We start from the raw sequence: 21,753 nt of genomic DNA on the forward strand, positions 1-21,753 counted from the left end.
TTTGATAAAAAATATTGTTTATGGTAGTTTTTTATAGTATAATATGCTATGTGCTATTACGGACGTTCCGCTATCGTTAATATAATGGTATGAACGTTAATTATTATTAGGAGGGAATGCACATGAACGAATTAATAAAAGCTATTGAAGCTGAGCAGCTTCGCAGTGATCTTACTAAGTTTGGTGTTGGAGACACTGTAAAAGTACATGTAAAAATTAAAGAAAACAACAAAGAGAGAATACAGGTGTTTGAAGGTACTGTTATAAAGAAACAAAATGGCGGTATTAGAGAAACATTTACTGTAAGAAGAGTAGCTTATGGAGTTGGTGTTGAAAGAACATTTCCACTTAACGCACCAATAATTGATAAGATTGACGTTGTTAGAAGAGGTAAAGTTAGAAGAGCTAAACTTTACTATTTAAGAAACAGAGTAGGAAAAGCTTCAAAAGTAAAAGAATTAATCTAAAATTGTTTTTAGAGCTTAAGATGCTTTTAAATAGGACCGCATAGGGTCCTATTTTTTACTGTATAGGATAAACATTGCTTTTAAAGCGAATACTTATAAGTGAACATAATTATATTCTTATCGGCGGGAAATTGGATTTAATGAACACGAGCATAATTATTATTTATTAACGTGGAGGAGGTTAAATATGAATATAAATTGGTTTCCAGGACACATGCTAAAAACTAAAAAGGAAATACAGGCAAATTTAAAACTTGTAGATTTAGTTATAGAAATAAGAGATGCTAGGATAGTTAAGGCCAGTGCAAATCCAGATATAGATAAGCTGTGTTCATCCAAGCCTAGGCTCATTTTGCTGAATAAAAGTGATTTATGTGAAGAATCAATAGTGAGGAAATGGTGTAATAATCTTAAATCTAATAATATAGATGCTATCCCCGTTAACTGTGTTTCAGGCAAGGGGTTAAATGGAATAAAAGGTGCTATAGATGAGATAATGAAAGAAAAGATTTTGAGACAGAAAAATAGAGGCATAGTAAATATCGTTACAAGAGCTATGGTAGTTGGTATTCCTAATGTGGGAAAGTCGTCATTTATTAATAAGATGGCTAAAAACAACATAGCTAAAACAGGAGATAGACCTGGTGTTACTAAGAATAAGCAATGGATAAAAACTAAAATGGGCTTGGAACTTTTGGATACACCAGGGGTTTTATGGCCTAAGTTTGACGATATGAATGTAGCACTTAATTTAGCATTTACTGGAGCTATAAAAGATGAAATAATTGATGTAGAAGAATTAGCCTATGAATTAGTAAAAAGACTTTCAGAAATATGTCCAGATAAGCTTATGGAAAGATACAAGCTAACAGAATTAAGCGATGATGCTGAGAAGAACTTATATAATATAGGAATTAAGAGAGGGGCAGTTATTTCTGGAGGAGCAGTAGATTACCACAGAATAGGTAATATTATCTTAGATGAATTTAGGGCGGGTAAAATTGGAAGAATATGTATTGAACTTCCGGAAAAATGAGGTTTCATATTTGGAAATTTATGAATATAGTGAATTATCAAAACTAAAGTATAATGATATAAAAATGTATATAGATAAATTGGATAAAATTTACATAAGGAATGAAAATAATATTAGAAATCTATCAAAGCTTCTTAATAATGATAAACGGAATAATGTTAAAAAGCTCGGCGAGAGACTTATTAGAAATTATAATATATACGTTACAGAGAAGAACAGAGTATTAAAGATGTATAACTTTGATCATAGTTTTGCTGAACATACTACTATAGCTGGAATAGATGAAGTAGGACGCGGTCCCCTTGCAGGCCCAATTGTAGCTGCAGCTGTAATATTAAAAGAACCTATAAGTGATGACGACATTATATTGGGACTAAATGATTCAAAAAAGCTTAGTCCAGAAAAGAGAGAACTTTTAGAAAAACAAATTATTGAAAAGGCTTTGAGTTTTTCGATTGCACTTAGGGAGAATACTGAAATAGATGATAAAGGAATAGCTGTATGTAATAATGAAATTTTTATTGACGCTTGTGAAGGACTAAAAGTCACACCAGATTTAGTTTTGACTGATGGTTATCCTATAAGGGATTACGATAAAGTTAAAAACATACATGTTATTAAGGGTGATACTAAAAGTGCAGCTATTGCAGCAGCTTCAATAATTGCAAAAGTATATAGGGATAGACTTATGCATCAATACTCTAATGTGTATACTGAGTATGCCTTTGAAAGTAATGTAGGTTATGGCAGCAAAGGTCATATACAGGCTATTAAAAAATATGGTGTAACACCTATACATAGAAGAAGTTTTTTAACGGGCATTTTGAAAGAAAATTAGTAGTTCTTTCAAAACGCCCGCTTTTTCTGCGTAAAGGAATTTGTAGAGTTTTGTACTCTATAACTGAGAAAAAATTACCTTTTCTATTTTTACTATGTTAATTGAAACGCATTCTTTATGTGGTTGATTTTATATTTATCATCTTTATAATTAAGGAAGACTTCTAACACATCAAATCGTATATTTTTATTAAATGATCTGCATTCCATTATAAATAATTTGGCATTTTTAATTATAGATTGAACTTTTTTTATATCAATGGATTGCAATGGTTTACCATAATTTGTAGAATAGCGGGTTTTGACTTCGAAAAAAATAAGCAGATCTTTTTTCTCAGCAATTAGGTCTATCTCACCGAATCTTGTTCGATAGTTTTTAGTTACAATCTTATAATTTTTATTAGTTAGATATAGTTCTGCCAACATTTCGCCGTAGCTGCCTATAGTTTTGTTATTTATCATAGCTGTAGACCTCTATGTAGACACTGTGTCTATAAACTGTCTATATTGAATTGCCTCTGCTAGATGATCCTCTTTAATTGCTTCACTTCCATTTAAATCAGCAATAGTACGAGAAACTTTCAAAATTTTATTATAGCTTCTTGCGCTGATATTATATTTATTAAAATATTTTTCTAGAATTCTTAAAGAACTTTGGCTAATTTTGCAGTACTTTTTTATTTGTGCTTCATTTAAATTACCATTATAGTTTATGTTCTCATTGATATAACGTTGAGCCTGTATATCTCTAGCGGTTTGAACTCTTTTCTTTATATCTTTTGAACTTTCTTCATGGGAATCTGAAACAAGTTCATTGTACTTATTAGGGTGGGCAAAAGAAAATATATCTACTCTATCTAAAAATGGTCCTGAAAACTTATTTATATATCTCTTCCTTTCTGGTTCGGTGCAGTGACACTGTTTTACACCGCTAAGATAGTATCCGCAGCGACATGGATTCATCGCTGCGATAAATAAGAAGTTTGCTGGATATTTTACTGTACCAGTGGATCTAGAAATAGTTATAGTATTTTCTTCAAGTGGTTCTCTTAATAATTCTAGTGTGCTTCTATCAAATTCTGATAATTCATCTAAGAACAATATACCGTTATGGGCCAAAGAAATCTCACCAGGATACAATTTTGCTCCGCCCCCAATAAGAGCTGCTTTAGTTATGCTGTGATGGGGGGCTCTAAACGGAGGTGTTCTGATTATATCTCCCGATGGATTTAAAAGACCCGAAACACTGTATATTTTAGTTACTGTTAATGCTTCAATTTCAGAAAGTGAAGGCATTATTGTAGATATCCGTTTTGCCATCATAGACTTTCCACAGCCAGGAGGACCGAATAGAATCGTATTATGATTTCCTGCAGTAGCTATTTCTAAAGCTCTTTTGCAGCTTTCCTGTCCTTTTACATCTGAAAAATCTATATCGCAGGTATTTTGAACTGGTTTTTCATCGCATTTGTAGGGCTTCTTATCCTTGTAGTATAGAAAGTTAACTACTTCTCTTAGATTTTTAAATGGGTATATATTCACACTTTTTAAAATGCTTGCTTCATTAGCATTGTCGTAAGGTATTATGTAGTTATTTATGTTATTTTCATATCCTTCCATAACTATCGGAAGTACGCCGTTTACCCTATTTATACTTCCGTCAAGGCATAGTTCACCAATTATTAAGTAATCTTCCCTACTATCCATGAATATTTGGTCAGTAGCTAATAGAATACCTAGTGCTATTGGTAAATCAAATAATGTACCTGCCTTGCGTATATCTCCTGGAGCTAAATTTACTGTTATTCTTCCCAATGGAAAACTGTAATCAGAATTTGTTATTGCAGAGTAAACTCTTGCCCTAGCTTCTTTAACAGAGGTATCAGGAAGACCTACTATATTAAATGAAGGAAGGCCTTTACTTATATCAATCTCAACAGAGACAAGCATACCAGAAATACCTAATAGGGTAGAACTTATAAGTTTTATTGCCATAGAATGCACTCCTTTATGATATTTATAAAATATATATTCGCTGTAGGATGAGTTAGTTCGTTAGTTTAAGCTAGACAGAGGTCTATAACTATAATCATTGACATAATTAATTGTTTTAAACTATGCATAAGGATTTTATTGTTGGAAATAATGAAAAAATAAACAATAAAAGGATGTGATGTTTTATCAATATATATGATATATGGTTTAATACAGCCTATATTAATAACAATACAAAAGCAAAGCTGCTTAATGAATACGGCAGTGTAGTTAGAATATTTAAGCTTATGCAGCAGAATATAGATATGAGAGAGAAAAGCGATATAATAGATAAACTTTATAAAGCTTGGAATTTAAACAGGTTGAATAAGTTATACGATTATCTAGTTAAAAATGATATTAACACTGTAACGGTAAATGATATACAATATCCTGATAAATTAAGAAATTTAACAGATTATCCATATATGTTATATTATTATGGGGATATTATTACAGCTAATAGGCTAAAATCAGTGGCAATCGTGGGTGCTAGAGAGTGTACTAATTATGGAATAGACACAGCTGCCTTTTTTTCAAGAGAACTTAGTAAGAATGGAATCAATATAGTAAGCGGAGCAGCAAGGGGAATAGATGCAGTAGCCCATAAAACGACTTTACAAAACAATGGTTTTACTACTGCTGTTCTTGGATGTGGTATAGATACAGTATATCCAGCAGAAAATAAGAATATATACGATAATATAAAGCGTAATGGATGCTTAATTTCGGAGTTCCCTCCGGGAACAAGACCACTTTCGTATAATTTTCCTATAAGAAATAGAATAATAAGTGGACTTAGTGATTATATTCTAGTAGTAGAAGCTGCTGAGAGGAGCGGATCATTGATCACAGCATCATTAGCATTGGAAATGGGGAAAGATGTGGGAGCTGTTCCAGGATCAATTTTTTCTAAGAGCAGCGCTGGATGTAACAAGCTGATAAGAGATGGAGCTTTGACAGTTACAGAAATAGATGATATACTTCCAATATTAGGGTTGCCGTCCAAAAATATAAATTCATTAGGCGGTGTCAATAGAATAGAAGGTAAATCCAAGAAAAAAATATATGATATATTATCGGACAATCCAATGCATATAGATGATATATTAAAGATTGTTAACATTGACATTACATTATTATATGAGTTATTATTGGAAATGCAACTTGATGATTTAGTCAGATGCGTTTCAGGAGATTACTATGTTAAAGTAAATGATATATAAAATATTAAGGTAGGGGGTGAAACTTCAGCAGTGATGCTGAGGGATGCAATGGGACAAAAATTAGTGATTGTTGAGTCACCTGCAAAGGCAAAGACGATAAAAAAATACTTGGGTGCCAATTATATCGTAGAGGCATCTATGGGACATGTGAGAGATCTTCCCAAAAGTCAATTGGGAGTTGATATAGAAAGCGGATACGCTCCTAAATATATAACAATAAGAGGTAAAGGTGAACTCTTAGATAAACTAAAAAAGGCTGCAAAAAAAAGCGATCAAATCTTTTTGGCTACAGACCCTGATAGAGAAGGCGAAGCTATATCCTGGCATTTGGCTAATATATTAAAAATAGATGGAAATGCTACCTGCAGGATAGAATTTAACGAGGTTACTAAGAATGCAATAAAAAACGCAATAAAGAACCCTAGAAAAATTAATGAAAACCTAGTCAATGCTCAACAGGCAAGGAGAATTTTAGATAGGCTTGTGGGATATGAAATAAGTCCAATACTGTGGAAAAAGGTAAAATGGGGTCTAAGTGCAGGAAGAGTGCAATCCGTAGCGCTGAAAATGATATGTGATAGAGAAAAGGAAATTGAAAAATTTGAGCCTAAGGAATATTGGACTGTAGAGTGTTTATTAAAAAAACATGGTAAAAAAGAAACTCTTCAGGTAAAGCTATTTTCAAAGAATGGAAAGAAAATAGAAATAGAAAACGAGCAGCAATGCAACGATATTATTTCGCAATTAGAAAATGGAGAGTTTAAGGTAAAGAGCATTAAGAAAAGCAAGAAGACAAAAAATCCGTTACCGCCTTTTACAACTAGTACACTTCAACAGGATGCCAACAAAAAACTGAATTTTCCTACTAGGAAAACAATGTCTATAGCACAGCAGCTATATGAAGGTATTGAAGTAAAGGGAAGAGGATTTGTAGGACTTATAACCTATATGAGAACAGATTCAGTTCGTGTATCTGAAGAAGCACAGAAAGATACGAGAGACTTCATTAAAAATACATATGGAGAAGAGTATGTACCGAAGGAGATAAGAAATTATAAGGGCAAGAAGAATATACAAGATGCTCATGAAGCAATAAGACCGACTTATACAGCGTTATCACCGGCAGAACTTAGTGAAAGTCTTAGTAACGATCAACTGAAATTATATAGACTTATTTGGGAGAGGTTCGTAGCTAGTCAGATGGCTTCATGTATATTAAATGCTACAGTTATAGAAATTGAAAATGGTCAATATATACTAAAAGCTAACGGTTCTATAGTAGACTTTGAAGGTTTTATGAAAATATATGATTATACGCTTGAAGAGGAGGAAAATGCTACTAATATACCTAAGGTTGAAGAGGGAGATATACTAGATAAAAATAAAATAGATGGGAAACAGCATTTTACACAACCTCCAGCTAGATTTACTGAAGCATCGCTTGTAAAGACATTAGAGGAAAATGGTATAGGAAGACCTAGTACATATGCTCCAATAATATCTACTCTCCTAGGCAGAAAATATGTAGAAAAATTAAAAAAGATAATTTCACCAACAGAGCTCGGTAATATAGTAAATAATATAATGTGCGAACATTTTAAGAGTATTGTTGATGTTGAATTTACTGCAGATATGGAAAATAAACTTGATAGAGTTGAAGAGGGAACAGAAAAATGGCAGAAAATTGTTAATGATTTTTTTGAGCCGCTTAAGGAAGTTATAGATATAGCAGAGAAAGAAATTAATAAGGTTACCATTGAAGATAAGGTAAGTGACGTAAAATGTGAGAAATGTGGTAAAATGATGGTAATAAAACATGGTCGTTTCGGTGACTTCTTAGCTTGTCCTGGATACCCTGAATGTAAGAACACAAAAGCCATTGTAGAAGAAATAGATGCAAAATGTCCTAAATGCGGAGGTCAGGTTGTGGCTAAAAGAAGCAAAAAAGGTAATAAGTTTTTTGGATGCAGTAATTATCCGAATTGTGACTTTGTCAGCTGGTTTGAACCTGTAGATAAAAGTTGTCCTAACTGTGGAAGCTATATGGTTAAAAAATATAGTAAGACTAAAGGCGAATATATTTTGTGCTCGAATAACGAATGTAAATATGAAGAAAAAATAGAGAGTGACAAATCAGTTGAAAAAAAGTAGGCGATATGCTAACATAACTTATTGGAAGAACAATTCTGAAATTTTAAAATATTATAACGAATCTTCGCAAGTATGGAAGCACAGTTAAAGTAATAATTATTAATGGAAGGAAGATAAAATAAATGTCTACTTTATTGGAAAAAACGAGAAAACTAAATAAGATAATTCAAAAATCTGGTAAGGAACCGGTAGTTTTTAATGATATTTGCAAATTATTGGGGGAAGTATTAAACTGCAATGTATATATAGTTAGCAGAAAAGGCAAAATATTAGGGTATAATTTTTCGGGAGATTTAGAGTATGAAATTCCTAAAGATAGTGTTGATGGAGAAATGAGATTTCCAAGCAGTTATAATACAAACCTTCTAAATATTACAGAAACTAAAGCAAACCTTACAGGAAACGGTATGTACGTTTTTGAAAATGAAGATAAAGACGAATATAGTGATAAGCTTACTACTATTGTACCTATAATGGGAAATAGAGAAAGAATAGGTACACTTCTAATGGCTAGATTTGGTGAGCCTTTTACTGATGATGATTTAGTAATAGTTGAATATAGTGCCACAATCGTTGGACTTGAAATATTGAGGGCGAAAAGTGATGAAATAGAACAGGAAGCTAGAAGTAAGGCTATTGTACAATTAGCAATCGGCACACTGTCTTATTCTGAACTCGAGGCAGTAGAACATATATTTAATGAACTTGATGGAAATGAGGGCCTTTTAGTAGCATCAAAAATAGCCGATAAGGTGGGAATCACTCGTTCGGTTATAGTCAACGCTTTGCGAAAATTTGAAAGTGCTGGCGTAATAGAGTCAAGATCACTTGGAATGAAAGGCACGCATATAAAAATACTTAATGATAAACTGATGGATGAATTAAAAAAAATAAGATAGATAAAGATATAATTTACTGAAAATAGTATTTTATATATAGAAATATAAAAAAAGCATTGAAGGAATACTTTCCTTATGATATACTACTAAAAGTGATAAAAAATACACACATTGCCCAATCTATGGAAAGGTGCCTTTTAAGGTGTTCTGTAGGTATGAAGGCAGTGGAGGGAAAACCTAGGAGGGAATAAAATGTCAGTAATATCAATGAAACAATTATTAGAAGCAGGTGTACATTTCGGACACCAAACAAGAAGATGGAATCCTAAGATGGCTCCATATATCTTTACAGAGAGAAATGGTATCTATATAATAGACCTTCAAAAGACTGTAAAGAAAATAGAGGATGCTTATGAGTTCATAAAGAGCGTTTCTGCTGAAGGTAAAGACATATTATTTGTTGGTACAAAGAAGCAGGCTCAGGAAGCTATCGGTGAAGAAGCAGAAAGAGCTGGTATGCATTATGTTAAAAATAGATGGTTAGGTGGAATGCTAACTAACTTTAAAACTATCAAAACAAGAATAAACAAGTTAGCAGAACTTAACAAAATGGAAGAAGACGGAGTGTTTGATGTACTTCCTAAGAAAGAAGTAATTAAACTTAAACATGAAAAAGAAGAACTTGAAAAAAATCTTGGTGGAATTAAAAATATGAATGATAACAATATCGGAGCATTATTTGTAGTTGATCCAAGAAAAGAGAAAAATGCTATATCAGAAGCAAAAATACTTGGAATACCTGTTGTTGCTATAGTTGATACAAACTGTGATCCAGATGAAGTTGATTACGTAATACCAGGAAACGATGATGCTATAAGAGCAGTTAAATTGATTACTTCTAAAATTTCTGATGCTATAATAGAAGGAAGACAGGGAGAACAATTGGCTGAATAGTCATCAAAATATTTTTAAATTTGCATAGGGAGGATTAATTCATGATTACTGCACAAGCTGTAAAAGAGTTAAGAGAAAGAACTGGAGCAGGAATGATGGACTGCAAGAAGGCTTTGACACAGACTGATGGAGATGTGGATAAAGCTATAGAAGTATTAAGAGAAAAGGGTTTAGCAGCAGCAGCTAAAAAAGCTGGAAGAGTAGCTGCAGAAGGAGTTATCAGTGCATATATTTCTGATGATTCTAAAAATGGAGGATTAGTAGAACTTAATTGCGAAACTGATTTCGTTGCTGAAAATGATGAGTTCAAAACACTTGCTGCTAATTTATCTAAGCAGGTTGCAACTACACCAGCTAAAACTGTTGAAGAGTTAGTAGAAGAAAAGTATATAGCAGATGCTAATGTTACAGTAAAAGATGCTGTTACGGCACTTATTGCTAAACTTGGTGAAAACATGAATCTTAGAAGATTTAAGAAGTTTTCTGTAGATAAGGGTGTTGTTCAGAGTTATATACATGGTAATGGAAGAATAGGAGTATTAGTTGAGATTGCTAGCGAAGCTGACACTAACATCCTTAAGGAAGTTGCTAAGGATTTAGCTATGCAGGTAGCGGCTGCAAACCCATTATTTCTTGATACAAGTGCTGTGGATTCAGATACTATAGAAAAAGAAAAAGAAATATATAGAGTTCAAGCTTTAAATGAAGGAAAACCTGAAAAGATAGTTGAAAAAATGGTTATGGGTAGAATTCAGAAGTATTATAAAGAGGTTTGTCTTGTAGAACAAGTTTGGGTTAAAGATTCAGACTTGACTATAAAGAAATATCTTGATAAGAAATCGAAGGAAGCTGGATGCCCAATAACAGTTACTGGATTTGTTCGTTTTGAAAGAGGCGAAGGCATAGAAAAGGTTGAAGAGGACTTTGCTGAAGAAGTTAAAAAACAAATGCAGCAGGTTAAATAGAAATTAGAGAACACTGCGTGTTCTCTTTTTTAAAGTAAAAAATAAAAATGAATATTCGTAATGGAGGAATCTTATATGGAACCTAAGTATAAAAGAATCATGTTAAAGCTATCCGGTGAAGCTTTATCTGGAGACAAAGGCTACGGTATAGATTTTGAGGTCGCTAAAAGAATAAGCCTTGAAATTAAGGAACTAGTAGACATGGGAGTAGAAGTTGGAGCTGTAGTTGGAGGAGGAAACATATGGAGAGGCAGAAGCGGTGAAGGCATGGACAGGACTACTGCTGATTACATGGGTATGCTTGCTACTTGCATTAACGCATTAGCATTACAGGACTCACTTGAATCTATGGGTATAATGACTAGAGTTCAAACTGCCATTGAAATGAAAGAAGTAGCAGAGCCATATATTAGAAGAAGAGCAATGCGTCATCTCGAAAAAGGAAGAGTTGTCATCTTTGCTGCAGGTACTGGAAATCCTTATTTTTCTACTGATACTACGGCTGCACTGAGAGCTGCTGAAATTGAAGCAGATGTGATTCTTTTAGCTAAAAAAGTTGATGGTGTTTATAATAAAGATCCTCATAAATATAAAGATGCTGTTAAATATGATAATTTGAATTATATAGATGTACTAGAAAAAGGTCTTCAAGTTATGGATTCTACAGCAACTTCTTTGTGTATGGATAATAATATTCCGATATTAGTATTCGGCTTGGACAATCCGGGAAATATAAAGAAGGCTATAACAGGTGAGAAAATAGGTACTTTAATTTCAAAATAATATGGAGGGGAATTATGGTTAAAGATATTTTGAAAAATGCAGAGGCAAAAATGTCTAAATCAGTAACTGCTATGAAAAGTGAACTCTCAACTATGAAAGCAGGTAGAGCTAATCCAACTATACTTGACAGAGTAGAGGTTGAATATTATGGTGGTATGGTTCCAATAAACCAAGTTGCTAATGTGTCGGCTCCTGAACCGAGAGTATTGCTTATACAACCATGGGAAAAGGCGGCTGTAAAAGCTATTGAAAAAGCTATACTCAAATCTGATTTAGGTTTAAACCCATCTAGTGATGGAACAGTAATAAGACTTATAATACCTGAACTTACAGAGGAAACTAGAAGAAATCTTGTAAAGCAAGTAAAAAAGACTGGCGAAGATGCTAAGGTAGCAATAAGATCCATAAGAAGAGATGCCAATGATAGAATTAAAGCTATGAAGAAATCAAACGAGCTATCTGAAGATGAGTCTAAAAAAGCTGAAGACGATATTCAGAAAAAGACGGATGTGTTTATAAAAGACGTAGATAAGATAATTGAAGCAAAGGAAAAAGAAATTATGGCAATTTAAGGCTATATAATAGAATGACATTGCCTAAGGTGGAGTACAAGTTTTTATTATGTAATTGTTAGATCTATGGATATGTAAAGAATCTAGTTATTGGTGATGCTGTGAAGAATAAAATAGATTGAAGTTATTTATTTTATATAGGCTTTTAAAAACCTGCTTTAAGCAGGTTTTAATTATAAAATTACAAATTAATTATGTATATATATAATTAATTTACATAAAACTAAATCACAGAACAGGGTGATTAATTTGAAATTTAAATTTTTTAATAAAAATACAGACAAAGAGGTAAAGATTAAAGAAAATATACCTCAGCATGTAGCAATTATAATGGATGGAAACGGAAGATGGGCAAAAAGTAGAAATTTGCCAAGATTTATGGGACATAAAGCTGGTGTTGAGGCAATTAGAAACATAGTTAAAGAATGCAACAGAATTGGTGTTAAGTATCTTACACTATATGCTTTTTCCACAGAGAACTGGAAAAGGCCTAAAGAAGAAGTCGATCTTTTGATGTCACTTCTTTTGGAATATCTAAAAAAAGAAGTGGATGAATTACATAAAAATAATGTCGTAGTAAATAGTATAGGTAATATAGAAAAATTGCCTGAAAAGTGCCAAATCGAGTTGAAAAAAGCCTATGAGAAAACTAAAAACAATAAAGGTGTAGTAATGTCTTTAGCATTAAATTATGGAGGAAGAGATGAAATAATTTATGCAGTAAAAAAAATATGTGCTAGGGTTAAAAATGGACAAATGAGCATAGATATGATTGATGAAGATATGATTGACAAATTTCTTTTTACTGCTGGCATTCCTGACCCAGATTTGATAATAAGACCTAGTGGTGAAAAAAGAATAAGTAATTTTTTGCTTTGGCAATGTGCTTATTCAGAGTTTTGGTATTCTAATATAAATTGGCCGGACTTTTCTCCAAAAGATTTACAAGATGCTATAAAAGACTATCAGAAAAGAGATAGGCGTTTTGGAGGAATTAAATAATGAGGATTGTGGTGATTAGATATGAATAATAGATATATAGGCGCACTAATAATCTCACCTTTAATTGTATTTGTATTTCTTGGCGGATGGTTCTTACAGGCTTTATGTTTGCTACTCTCAATAATTGGAATATATGAATTTTTCAAGGTTGCTAAGAATAAAGGGTATAAGCCTGTAAATTCTGCAGCGTTTATTTTTATTGTAGTATATTATCTACTTTTTATAAAATATAGAAATACTGAATTTTTGTCTCCTATGATAATAATAGCTACATTATTATTATTATGTCTACCAATCATAAAGAGTAAATATAATTATACTGATGTAGCTATAACAATACTGGGATTGATTTATGTACCTATATTTTTTAGCTTTATTGCATCAGTTAACCTAAAAGAACATGGTAATATACTTGTGTGGCTTGTTTTCTTGACATCTTGGGGATGTGATACGTTTGCATATTATATAGGTAAGAATTTTGGAAAAAGAAAGCTTAGTCCGAAGATAAGTCCTAATAAAACTTTAGAGGGTTCCATTGGAGGATGTATCGGAAGTGCACTGCTAACAGTAATTTTTGGAGCTGTAATTCAGGCTAATATAACTTACATAATGCCATTATATCACTATGCGATTCTAGGACTTATAGCAAGTTTTTTATCAGAATTTGGGGATTTAGTAGCATCTTCAATGAAGCGATATGCGGGCATAAAAGATTTTAGTAATCTTATACCTGGACATGGTGGAATACTTGACAGATTCGATAGTATATTGTATAGTTCAGTTACAATCTATTACTATTTAACGTTTATTGTGAAGCTATAAGTATATGTTCAATAAAATAATAAAACTACCTTTGCATATAAAAGAAATTTTCAATGTATAGGAGAGTAAAGAAAAGCTTGTATGAATTTCATATGAGCTTTCAATGCTTATAAATGGAGGTTAATATGAGAAATATAACTTTGCTTGGGGCAACAGGTTCCATTGGCACTCAAACCTTGGATGTAATACGTAGACAAAATGAGGAATTCAAGCTGTTTGCAGTATCTGCAAATAAAAACTGGGATAAACTAATAGAAATAATAGAAGAGTTTTCACCTAAATTTGCAGTTCTTATGGAGGAAAATGCTTATAAGAAGGTTAGTAACTACTGCAGGATGTATAATAAAAATACAGAAGTTCTGCTGGGTATGAATGGACTTATAGATATAAGCACATTAGAGGATGTAGACATTGTAGTAACTGCTGTTGTTGGGATGATAGGAATAAAACCTACACTTGAGGCTATAAATCATGGAAAGGATATAGCTCTTGCGAATAAAGAAACACTGGTTGTAGCAGGAGAAATAATAATGGAGGCAGCAAAGAAAAATAATGTGCGCATTTTACCTGTTGATTCAGAACATGGTGCAATTTTTCAATGCTTACAAGGGAATAATATAAAAGATGTGGATAAAATAATTCTCACTGCGTCAGGTGGGCCTTTTAGAGGCAGAAAGTTTAATGATATAGCTAATATACCTGTAGAGGAAGCGTTAAATCATCCTAAGTGGAATATGGGAAGTAAAATATCAATAGATTCAGCAACGCTTATGAACAAAGGACTTGAAGTAATAGAAGCTCATTGGTTATTCAATCAGTGTTATGAAGATATTCAAGTGGTAGTACATCCGCAAAGCATAATACATTCTGCTGTACAATATAAGGATGGCAGCATAATTGCCCAGATGGCATCTGCAGATATGCGTTTACCCATACAGTATGCGTTGAATTTTCCTTATAGGAAGCAATGCGTAATTAACAAAATAGATTTAACAGAGATAGGTAAGCTTACATTTGAAAAGCCCGATATGGAGAATTTTCCTTGCCTTGGTATTGCAATTGCAGCAGGAAAGCAGGGAGGTCTCATGCCAGGAATATTAAATTCTGCTAATGAGACAGCTGTCAGCTTGTATTTAAATAATAAGATAAATTTTGGTCAAATAAGTTATATAGTAAAAGAATGCCTAGATAAGTTCTTTTCATCTGCGGAGGTGAATCTTGATAACATATTAGATATGCAAAGCAAAGTTACTGATTATATTATAAAAAAATATAAATAGGGATTGAAATTAGATTTATATGAGGAGGATTGTATGGTGTATATAATAATTGCTTTACTTGGTCTTAGTGTATTGATTATAGCGCATGAGTTTGGACATTTTATACTAGCAAAGCTTAACGGAGTTAAGGTGGAAGAATTTTCTCTAGGAATGGGACCTAAAATAGTCGGCATAAAAGGGGGAGAAACTACATATCTTGTAAAAGCTTTTCCTATAGGCGGATATGTAAAGATGTTGGGTCAAGAAGAAAGTGTAGATGATCCGAGGTCTTTTTCAAGCAAATCTGCTATTAGGAGACTAAGCATAATAGTTGCTGGTCCACTAATGAATGTAATTTTAGCAGTATTGCTTTTTACTATAATAGGTATGGGCAGAGGATTTGCGTCTACTTCTGTAGATAGAATTGTAAATAATTCCGCCGCTCAAAAGGCTGGACTAAAACATGGTGATCAAATAGTTAGTATAAATAATAAAAAAGTACAAGTTTGGGATGATATATCTATAATTGTTGGAAATAATAAAAATAAGCCATTAGATATAAAAATAAAAAGAAATAATGCAGAAAAAAAATACGTTCTTACTCCATCTTTTGATAAAAAAACCAATAGGTATATGGTAGGAATATATCCGGTTTATATAGAGAAACCCTCTTTAAGTCAGGGAATAACTTACGGTTATAGAGAAAACATATTTTTTGTTAAACAGACTTTTATAGCTTTAAGCACACTATTCCAAGGAAAAATGTCAGCTAACGATGTAGGTGGACCTGTCACGATGATAAGGCTATCGTCTCAAGCTGCTAAGTCAGGTGTATGGACATTTATGCTAGTATATGCTTTCTTTAGTATACAGCTTGCTATATTTAATATTATACCATTCCCTGCATTGGATGGAGGATGGATTTTCATGCTTTTATTTGAAATAATCAGCAGAAAAAAAATAGATGATAAAAAGGTAGCAGTTGTAAATTATATTGGTTTTATATTACTAATGGTTTTAATGGTAGTAGTATTTATGAAAGATATATTTTTCCCTGTAAAATTGTAGGAGTTGATATAAATGAATAGAGTGAGTACAAGAAAGATAAAAATAGGAAATATTTTTATTGGAGGGAATGCTCCGATAACAGTTCAATCTATGACAAATACTGATACTAGGGATGAAAAGTCTACTATTATGCAGATAAAGGAGTTAGAATCTGCTGGTTGCAATATTGTTAGATGTGCAGTATTGGACATGCAAGCTGCTCAGGCACTTAAGCACATAACTTCTGCTGTATCTATACCAGTAGTAGCAGATGTACATTTTGATTATAGGCTAGCCTTAGAAGCTGTTAAAAATGGAGTTTCAGCGTTAAGAATAAATCCAGGAAATATAGGGGATATCAGCAGAGTAAAGTTAGTTGTAGAAGCTGCAAAGAATAAATCAATACCTATAAGAGTTGGAGTAAACAGTGGTTCACTTGAGAAGCACATTTTAGATAAGTATGGTAGAGTTACTGCACAGGCTCTTGTAGAAAGTGCACTTTCACATGTTAAAATATTGGAATCGATGAATTTCTATGATACCGTAATATCGATAAAATCTTCAGATGTTATGCAGATGATAGAAAGCTATAGACTTGTTTCGGACAAAGTGGATTATCCTCTTCATCTAGGAGTTACAGAAGCAGGTACTGCATGGAGGGGAACAATCAAGTCAAGTATAGGTATTGGCACACTGTTGGCTGAGGGTATAGGTGATACGATAAGGGTTTCTCTTACAGATAATCCGGTGGAAGAAGTGAAAACAGGTAAGGAAATCCTGAGAGTCTTTGGATATGTTAAGGGCGGCGTAAATATGGTTTCCTGTCCTACTTGTGGAAGGACTCAGATAAATCTGATTAAACTGGCTAAGGAAATAGAAACACGCTTAGACAGTATAAATAAGGATATTAAAGTAGCAGTAATGGGTTGTGTAGTTAATGGACCAGGAGAAGCTAGAGAAGCTGATATTGGTATAGCTGGAGGTATAGGTGAAGGATTAATATTCAAAAAAGGAAAAATTATTAAAAAAGTAAAAGAGAACGAACTTATAGATGCATTGATGGCAGAGATAGAAAAAATGTAGGAGAAGTTTTCTTTAACCTTCAAATAGGTTTATTAGTTGATTTATTTGTCTATCTAATAACAAATTATCCAATGAAAAAATGGATGAACTTAATATTACGGGGGATAATATAATTAAGAATGATAAAAGATTATTAAATCGTGCTAGATAAAAATAATATAAATCTGTAATTGAAATATCGAAAACTATAACTGCTTATAGCAGTTTGACAGAGAATAAGCAGCTTACATTATTTTAGCAGTTTACAAGTATAGTGGAATTTTTTCTTGTAATTTATGTTTCGCTATGTTAGAATATCCTTGATGAATCTGTATACTTTAACTTTTTATGAGTGGGATTTAGTAATACCCGCTCTTTCTATTTAACTTTTGACGCAACGTATGTTGCGTTTTTAATTGCTAAAAATAGATAAATATCAACGTTTATATTATAGTTAATCTACAACGTAATCGGAGGTAATATTTTGAAAAATGAAAAAGAACTAAAAAAAATTAATGAGCTTATTAAACCTATAGTTGATAACTTGGGCTATGAACTATATTACATAGAATTTGTAAAAGAAGATGGGGAAAATTATCTAAGGGTGTATATTGATAACAATGACGGGATATCTCTTGATGATTGTGCAAAAGTAAGCAGACCTATAAGTGATATGTTAGATGTTGAGGATCCTATTGAGGAAAGTTATTATTTAGAAGTATCTTCTCCAGGAATGTTCAGAACTTTGTATACTGAAGAACATATGAAAAAGTATACAGGTTATCCAGTGGTGGTAAGGTTGAAACCAGAAGCGCAAGGCAGAAAAAAAATATCTGGGATTCTAGATGGTTTTGACGAAACAGACATATATATTAAAGAAGAAAATTCAATAATTAAGATTGACAGAAAAAAGATAAGGAAAATAAGTTTAGAGGGGAGTTTAAAGGAGGAGATTACCAATGAATGAGGAATTTATACTTGCATTAAGGGAAATAGTTAAAGAAAAAGGAATTAGCGCGGAATTATTATTTACAACTATAGAAGATGCACTAGTGGCTGCCTATAAGAAGAATTATGCAGGTAATAATGGAGCAGTTCAAAATGTGAGAGTTAGTTTAAATAGGGATACAGGTGAAATACATGTTTATTCACAAAAGAAGGTAGTAGAAGAATTACAGGATAGTGTAAATGAAATATCTTTAGAAGATGCTAAGGAAATAAACAAAAAATATGAAGTCGAGGATATGGTGGATATAGAAGTTACACCAAAATCTTTTGGGAGAATAGCGGCTCAGTCAGCTAAACAGGTGGTAGTTCAGAGAATAAAAGAAGCTGAAAGAAATATAATATATAATGAATTTGTTGAAAAAGAATTTGATATAATAACTGGAACTGTAATTCGTAAAGACAAAGGTAACGTGTTTGTAGATTTAGGAAAGATAGAAGCAGTATTGGGATCTTCAGAGCAAATGAGGGGGGAGGAGTATAACTTCAATGAAAAATTGAAACTGTATATCGTTGAAGTAAAGAATACAACAAAGGGAGCACAGATAGTTGTATCGAGAACTCACCCGGGACTCGTTAAAAGATTATTTGAACTTGAAGTTCCGGAAATATATGAAGGAGTTGTAGAAATCAAGAGTATAGCTAGAGAAGCTGGCTCGAGGACTAAAATAGCAGTATATTCCAATGATGAGAATGTGGACGCTATGGGAGCATGTGTGGGTCCTAAAGGAGCAAGAGTTCAGAATATTGTAAATGAATTAAAAAATGAAAAAATAGACATAATAAAGTGGAATAAACTTCCTGAAGAGTATATTGCGAATTCGTTAAGCCCTGCTAAGGTAATTGATGTAAGCATTGATGAGGAAGCTAAAGCTGCTAAGGTTGTTGTAGATGATAACCAACTTTCATTAGCTATCGGTAAAGAAGGACAGAATGTAAGATTGGCAGCAAAACTTACAAGCTGGAAAATTGATATAAAGAGTAAATCACAGGTAGAGCAGCAAGAGTAGGGGGTGTTTCTATGAAGACAAAAAAAATTCCATTAAGAATGTGTACAGGATGCATGGAAATGAAACCTAAGAAGGAACTTGTAAGGATAGTTAAAAATAAAGAGGGAGAAGTTTCTATTGATTTAACTGGAAAAAAACCTGGAAGAGGAGCATATATCTGCAAAGACATTCAATGTCTTGAAAAGGCTTTTAGAACTAAAAAACTAGAGAAAAACCTTGAGATAAAAATATCCGATGAATTATATGAAAGGTTAAAGGAAGAGTTATAATATATGCAAGATAAATTTTTACAGTTCTTGTCTTTATGCAAAAGAGCTGGTGCTACGGTAGAAGGATACAATAACGCAATGCAATGTGTAAAGAAAACAAAAATATATTTATGTATTATATCTAATGATGTATCTCAAAATACATTGGATAAGTTTTCAAAAATATGTAATGATCAAGAGATAACTATGCTGCAGTGTTATGATAAGATTACACTTGGTAGAGCCGTAGGCAGAGCGGAGATAAATGTAATTTGCTTGAAAGACAAGAACATGAGCCATAGACTTATGGAAATCTATGAGTCGAAGTAAAATAATCGGGGGTGAATATATGTCCAAAATAAGGGTGTATGAATTAGCTAAGGAATTAAATATATCAAGTAAGGAACTTATAACAATTCTCGAAGAAGAGTTTAATGTTATAGTAAAAAATCACATGAGTGTAGTAGAAAATGAGGACGCGGAGTTAATTAAGGAACTTTTGATGGACAGTGAAGGGAATGCTTCTCCGAAAGAAGATAAAGAAGAAGAAGAAGATATTGTTTCTAAATACGAAGAAATATATGTTAAAGATCAAGTTTTCACTAAAAATAAGAAAAAGAATAAGTCTAGAATAAATGATGAAGTTCAAGAAGATAATAAGAAAGAACAAGAGGACGGAACTATTATAGAGATATCTAACACAATAACAGTAAAAGAATTATCAGAAAAATTAAATAAGCCTAGTACTGAAGTTATTAAACAACTTATATTCCTTGGAGTTATGGCTGCTATCAATCAGGAAATAGATTTTAATACAGCAGAAAAGTTGGCTGCTAAATTTGATGTTCAAGTAGTATTAAAAGAGGAAAATGCAGACAATAACATTGAGGAAGAGGAAGAAGAAGAAGATACAAAGGCTATAAAGAGACCACCTGTAGTTACTGTCATGGGTCATGTTGATCATGGTAAGACTTCACTTTTGGATGCTATAAGAAAAGCAAGAGTTACAGAAACTGAGGCAGGCGGAATAACTCAGCATATAGGTGCCTATACAGTAAATATAGGAGAAGAGAAAATAACATTTTTAGATACACCAGGGCATGAAGCATTTACTGCAATGAGGGCGAGAGGCGCTCAGCTTACAGATGTAGTTATTCTTGTTGTAGCAGCAGATGATGGTGTTATGCCTCAGACTGCGGAAGCGATAAATCATTGTAAGGCAGCTAATGTTCCGATGATTGTAGCTATAAATAAAATAGATAAGCCAGATGCTAATCCTGACAGAGTAAAACAGGAACTTTCAGAGTACGGACTTCTTGCAGAAGATTGGGGCGGAGATACTATATGCGTTCCTGTATCAGCAAAAAATAAACTAGGTATAGATTCTCTATTAGAAATGGTAATTCTTTCTGCAGAGATGTTGGAATTAAAAGCTAACCCTAAGAGAAAAGCAAAAGGTACCGTGGTAGAAGCTAAACTTGATAAGGGAAGAGGAGCTATAGCAACGCTCTTAGTTCAAAATGGAACATTGCACGTAGGAGAATCAATTATAGTAGGAACAACCTATGGAAGAATTAGAGCGATGTTCGATGATAAAGGTAAGAAAATCAAATCAGCTGGTCCATCTATTCCAGTAGAGATACTTGGCCTTTCAGAAGTCCCAGTAGCTGGAGATAAATTCAATGTTGTAAAAGATGAGAAGACAGCAAGACAGATGGCTGAATCCAGAAAAGAGAAAATAAAAAATGAAACCCAGTCTATGCATAAAGTTTCACTGGAAGATTTATATAGTCAGATTAAAGAAGGTAAAGTAAAAGAACTTGATATCATAGTTAAAGCTGATGTTCAGGGTTCTATAGAAGCAGTTAAGCAGTCATTAGAAAAACTTTCTACTGAAGATGTTAAGGTTAGAGTGCTTCATGGTGGAGTAGGAGCTATTACAGAAACTGATGTAACTTTAGCATCCGCATCCAATGCTATTATAATAGGTTTTAATGTAAGACCTGATGCAAATGCATCTATAATGAGTGAAAAAGAAAATGTTGAGATTAAAACCTATAGAATAATATACGATGCTATAGAAGATATAAAGTCTGCTATGATTGGTATGCTTGAACCTGATTATAAAGAAGTAGTATTGGGAAGAGTAGAGGTAAGACAGACATATAAGATTTCAAATGTAGGAACTGTTGCTGGTTGCTATGTACTTGATGGGAAAATAACCAGAAACAGCGATATCAGAATTATTCGTGATGGTATCGTAATTTTAGAAACAAAATTAGATTCATTAAAGAGATTTAAAGATGATGTAAAAGAAGTAAATGCAGGCTATGAATGTGGTCTTAGTATCGAGAAGTTTAATGATATAAAAGTTGGAGATGTAGTTGAAGCATATACTATGCAGGAAGTTAAGAGAGAGCATCTATAAAAGAGG

22 protein-coding genes are annotated in these 21,753 nt (G+C 32.8%); 20 read left to right on the top strand and 2 right to left on the bottom strand.

Annotated features, from left to right (window positions below; translation table 11 throughout):
• The first annotated feature begins 122 nt into the window (after positions 1-122).
• The 3 genes from rplS (at position 123) to CLORY_RS10495 (ending at position 2,341) form a co-directional block, all read left to right on the top strand.
• Positions 123-467, top strand: a complete 345-nt coding sequence (rplS, locus tag CLORY_RS10485) for a 50S ribosomal protein L19 (RefSeq protein WP_079424027.1) — start codon at positions 123-125, stop codon at positions 465-467.
• Between the two features lie 187 nt (positions 468-654).
• Positions 655-1,503 (top strand): ribosome biogenesis GTPase YlqF, encoded by an 849-nt coding sequence (gene ylqF, locus CLORY_RS10490; protein WP_079424030.1) that lies wholly within the window; start codon positions 655-657, stop codon positions 1,501-1,503.
• 64 nt (positions 1,504-1,567) lie between these two features.
• Entirely contained in the window at positions 1,568-2,341 is a 774-nt protein-coding gene (locus tag CLORY_RS10495; RefSeq protein ID WP_423236519.1) for a ribonuclease HII, read from the top strand.
• A gap of 92 nt (positions 2,342-2,433) precedes the next feature.
• On the opposite strand, the gene CLORY_RS10500 is transcribed toward CLORY_RS10495, so the two are convergent.
• Both CLORY_RS10500 and CLORY_RS10505 read right to left on the bottom strand, forming a co-directional pair.
• Complete coding sequence (locus tag CLORY_RS10500; RefSeq protein ID WP_079424034.1) at positions 2,434-2,802, bottom strand: YraN family protein; 369 nt, start codon at positions 2,800-2,802, stop codon at positions 2,434-2,436.
• Between the two features lie 12 nt (positions 2,803-2,814).
• Positions 2,815-4,335 (bottom strand): YifB family Mg chelatase-like AAA ATPase, encoded by a 1,521-nt coding sequence (locus CLORY_RS10505; RefSeq protein ID WP_079424036.1) that lies wholly within the window; start codon positions 4,333-4,335, stop codon positions 2,815-2,817.
• Between the two features lie 305 nt (positions 4,336-4,640).
• Between CLORY_RS10505 and dprA the strand changes: the two genes are divergently transcribed.
• From dprA to infB, 17 genes are all read left to right on the top strand, one after another.
• Positions 4,641-5,600: a DNA-processing protein DprA gene (gene dprA, locus CLORY_RS10510; protein WP_242954393.1), complete on the top strand. Its 960-nt coding sequence runs from the start codon at positions 4,641-4,643 to the stop codon at positions 5,598-5,600.
• Between the two features lie 48 nt (positions 5,601-5,648).
• On the top strand, positions 5,649-7,751 hold the full coding sequence (topA, locus tag CLORY_RS10515; RefSeq protein ID WP_079424105.1) for a type I DNA topoisomerase: 2,103 nt from the start codon (positions 5,649-5,651) through the stop codon (positions 7,749-7,751).
• A 122-nt stretch (positions 7,752-7,873) separates the two neighbouring features.
• The gene (codY, locus tag CLORY_RS10520; RefSeq protein WP_079424040.1) at positions 7,874-8,650 is read left to right on the top strand and encodes a GTP-sensing pleiotropic transcriptional regulator CodY; all 777 of its coding nucleotides are present in this window, start codon (positions 7,874-7,876) and stop codon (positions 8,648-8,650) included.
• 192 nt (positions 8,651-8,842) lie between these two features.
• Positions 8,843-9,544 (top strand): 30S ribosomal protein S2, encoded by a 702-nt coding sequence (gene rpsB / locus CLORY_RS10525; protein WP_079424042.1) that lies wholly within the window; start codon positions 8,843-8,845, stop codon positions 9,542-9,544.
• A gap of 41 nt (positions 9,545-9,585) precedes the next feature.
• The gene (gene tsf, locus CLORY_RS10530; RefSeq protein WP_079424044.1) at positions 9,586-10,509 is read left to right on the top strand and encodes a translation elongation factor Ts; all 924 of its coding nucleotides are present in this window, start codon (positions 9,586-9,588) and stop codon (positions 10,507-10,509) included.
• Positions 10,510-10,584: 75 nt separating this feature from the next.
• Positions 10,585-11,292: a UMP kinase gene (pyrH, locus tag CLORY_RS10535; protein WP_079424046.1), complete on the top strand. Its 708-nt coding sequence runs from the start codon at positions 10,585-10,587 to the stop codon at positions 11,290-11,292.
• Positions 11,293-11,306: 14 nt separating this feature from the next.
• Positions 11,307-11,864, top strand: coding sequence for a ribosome recycling factor (gene frr / locus CLORY_RS10540; RefSeq protein ID WP_079424048.1), 558 nt, complete (start codon positions 11,307-11,309; stop codon positions 11,862-11,864).
• Positions 11,865-12,104: 240 nt separating this feature from the next.
• Complete coding sequence (locus CLORY_RS10545; RefSeq protein ID WP_079424050.1) at positions 12,105-12,866, top strand: isoprenyl transferase; 762 nt, start codon at positions 12,105-12,107, stop codon at positions 12,864-12,866.
• Positions 12,867-12,887: 21 nt separating this feature from the next.
• On the top strand, positions 12,888-13,688 hold the full coding sequence (locus CLORY_RS10550; protein WP_079424052.1) for a phosphatidate cytidylyltransferase: 801 nt from the start codon (positions 12,888-12,890) through the stop codon (positions 13,686-13,688).
• Positions 13,689-13,813: 125 nt separating this feature from the next.
• Positions 13,814-14,968 carry a 1-deoxy-D-xylulose-5-phosphate reductoisomerase gene (locus CLORY_RS10555; RefSeq protein WP_079424054.1) on the top strand — a complete coding sequence of 385 codons (1,155 nt, stop codon included), beginning with the start codon at positions 13,814-13,816 and terminating at the stop codon, positions 14,966-14,968.
• A 33-nt stretch (positions 14,969-15,001) separates the two neighbouring features.
• The gene (rseP, locus tag CLORY_RS10560) at positions 15,002-16,015 is read left to right on the top strand and encodes an RIP metalloprotease RseP (RefSeq protein WP_207652197.1); all 1,014 of its coding nucleotides are present in this window, start codon (positions 15,002-15,004) and stop codon (positions 16,013-16,015) included.
• 12 nt (positions 16,016-16,027) lie between these two features.
• Positions 16,028-17,077, top strand: coding sequence for a flavodoxin-dependent (E)-4-hydroxy-3-methylbut-2-enyl-diphosphate synthase (gene ispG / locus CLORY_RS10565; RefSeq protein ID WP_079424056.1), 1,050 nt, complete (start codon positions 16,028-16,030; stop codon positions 17,075-17,077).
• A gap of 463 nt (positions 17,078-17,540) precedes the next feature.
• Positions 17,541-18,023: a ribosome maturation factor RimP gene (rimP, locus tag CLORY_RS10570; RefSeq protein WP_079424058.1), complete on the top strand. Its 483-nt coding sequence runs from the start codon at positions 17,541-17,543 to the stop codon at positions 18,021-18,023.
• Complete coding sequence (gene nusA / locus CLORY_RS10575; RefSeq protein WP_079424060.1) at positions 18,016-19,071, top strand: transcription termination factor NusA; 1,056 nt, start codon at positions 18,016-18,018, stop codon at positions 19,069-19,071. Before rimP ends, nusA begins: the two co-directional genes overlap by 8 nt.
• Positions 19,072-19,082: 11 nt before the next feature.
• Positions 19,083-19,340, top strand: a complete 258-nt coding sequence (rnpM, locus tag CLORY_RS10580; RefSeq protein ID WP_079424062.1) for an RNase P modulator RnpM — start codon at positions 19,083-19,085, stop codon at positions 19,338-19,340.
• Between the two features lie 3 nt (positions 19,341-19,343).
• Complete coding sequence (locus CLORY_RS10585) at positions 19,344-19,649, top strand: ribosomal L7Ae/L30e/S12e/Gadd45 family protein (RefSeq protein WP_079424064.1); 306 nt, start codon at positions 19,344-19,346, stop codon at positions 19,647-19,649.
• Between the two features lie 19 nt (positions 19,650-19,668).
• A complete protein-coding gene (gene infB / locus CLORY_RS10590) occupies positions 19,669-21,747 on the top strand; it encodes a translation initiation factor IF-2 (protein WP_079424066.1) in 2,079 nt (692 codons plus the stop codon).
• Positions 21,748-21,753: the final 6 nt, after the last annotated feature.

It is taken from the genome of Clostridium oryzae, from assembly GCF_002029235.1.
In the GTDB taxonomy this organism is placed as follows: domain Bacteria; phylum Bacillota; class Clostridia; order Clostridiales; family Clostridiaceae; genus Clostridium_AE; species Clostridium_AE oryzae.

What these genes read in the sequence shown, in the direction of transcription:
- rplS (WP_079424027.1), top strand. Translation starts at nt 123, where the DNA reads ATGAACGAATTAATAAAAGCTATTGAAGCTGAGCAGCTTCGCAGTGAT.
- ylqF (WP_079424030.1), top strand. Translation starts at nt 655, where the DNA reads ATGAATATAAATTGGTTTCCAGGACACATGCTAAAAACTAAAAAGGAA.
- CLORY_RS10495 (WP_423236519.1), top strand. Translation starts at nt 1,568, where the DNA reads ATGTATATAGATAAATTGGATAAAATTTACATAAGGAATGAAAATAAT.
- CLORY_RS10500 (WP_079424034.1), bottom strand. Translation starts at nt 2,802, where the DNA reads ATGATAAATAACAAAACTATAGGCAGCTACGGCGAAATGTTGGCAGAA.
- CLORY_RS10505 (WP_079424036.1), bottom strand. Translation starts at nt 4,335, where the DNA reads ATGGCAATAAAACTTATAAGTTCTACCCTATTAGGTATTTCTGGTATG.
- dprA (WP_242954393.1), top strand. Translation starts at nt 4,641, where the DNA reads ATGAGAGAGAAAAGCGATATAATAGATAAACTTTATAAAGCTTGGAAT.
- topA (WP_079424105.1), top strand. Translation starts at nt 5,649, where the DNA reads ATGGGACAAAAATTAGTGATTGTTGAGTCACCTGCAAAGGCAAAGACG.
- codY (WP_079424040.1), top strand. Translation starts at nt 7,874, where the DNA reads ATGTCTACTTTATTGGAAAAAACGAGAAAACTAAATAAGATAATTCAA.
- rpsB (WP_079424042.1), top strand. Translation starts at nt 8,843, where the DNA reads ATGTCAGTAATATCAATGAAACAATTATTAGAAGCAGGTGTACATTTC.
- tsf (WP_079424044.1), top strand. Translation starts at nt 9,586, where the DNA reads ATGATTACTGCACAAGCTGTAAAAGAGTTAAGAGAAAGAACTGGAGCA.
- pyrH (WP_079424046.1), top strand. Translation starts at nt 10,585, where the DNA reads ATGGAACCTAAGTATAAAAGAATCATGTTAAAGCTATCCGGTGAAGCT.
- frr (WP_079424048.1), top strand. Translation starts at nt 11,307, where the DNA reads ATGGTTAAAGATATTTTGAAAAATGCAGAGGCAAAAATGTCTAAATCA.
- CLORY_RS10550 (WP_079424052.1), top strand. Translation starts at nt 12,888, where the DNA reads ATGAATAATAGATATATAGGCGCACTAATAATCTCACCTTTAATTGTA.
- CLORY_RS10555 (WP_079424054.1), top strand. Translation starts at nt 13,814, where the DNA reads ATGAGAAATATAACTTTGCTTGGGGCAACAGGTTCCATTGGCACTCAA.
- rseP (WP_207652197.1), top strand. Translation starts at nt 15,002, where the DNA reads ATGGTGTATATAATAATTGCTTTACTTGGTCTTAGTGTATTGATTATA.
- ispG (WP_079424056.1), top strand. Translation starts at nt 16,028, where the DNA reads ATGAATAGAGTGAGTACAAGAAAGATAAAAATAGGAAATATTTTTATT.
- nusA (WP_079424060.1), top strand. Translation starts at nt 18,016, where the DNA reads ATGAATGAGGAATTTATACTTGCATTAAGGGAAATAGTTAAAGAAAAA.
- rnpM (WP_079424062.1), top strand. Translation starts at nt 19,083, where the DNA reads ATGAAGACAAAAAAAATTCCATTAAGAATGTGTACAGGATGCATGGAA.
- CLORY_RS10585 (WP_079424064.1), top strand. Translation starts at nt 19,344, where the DNA reads ATGCAAGATAAATTTTTACAGTTCTTGTCTTTATGCAAAAGAGCTGGT.
- infB (WP_079424066.1), top strand. Translation starts at nt 19,669, where the DNA reads ATGTCCAAAATAAGGGTGTATGAATTAGCTAAGGAATTAAATATATCA.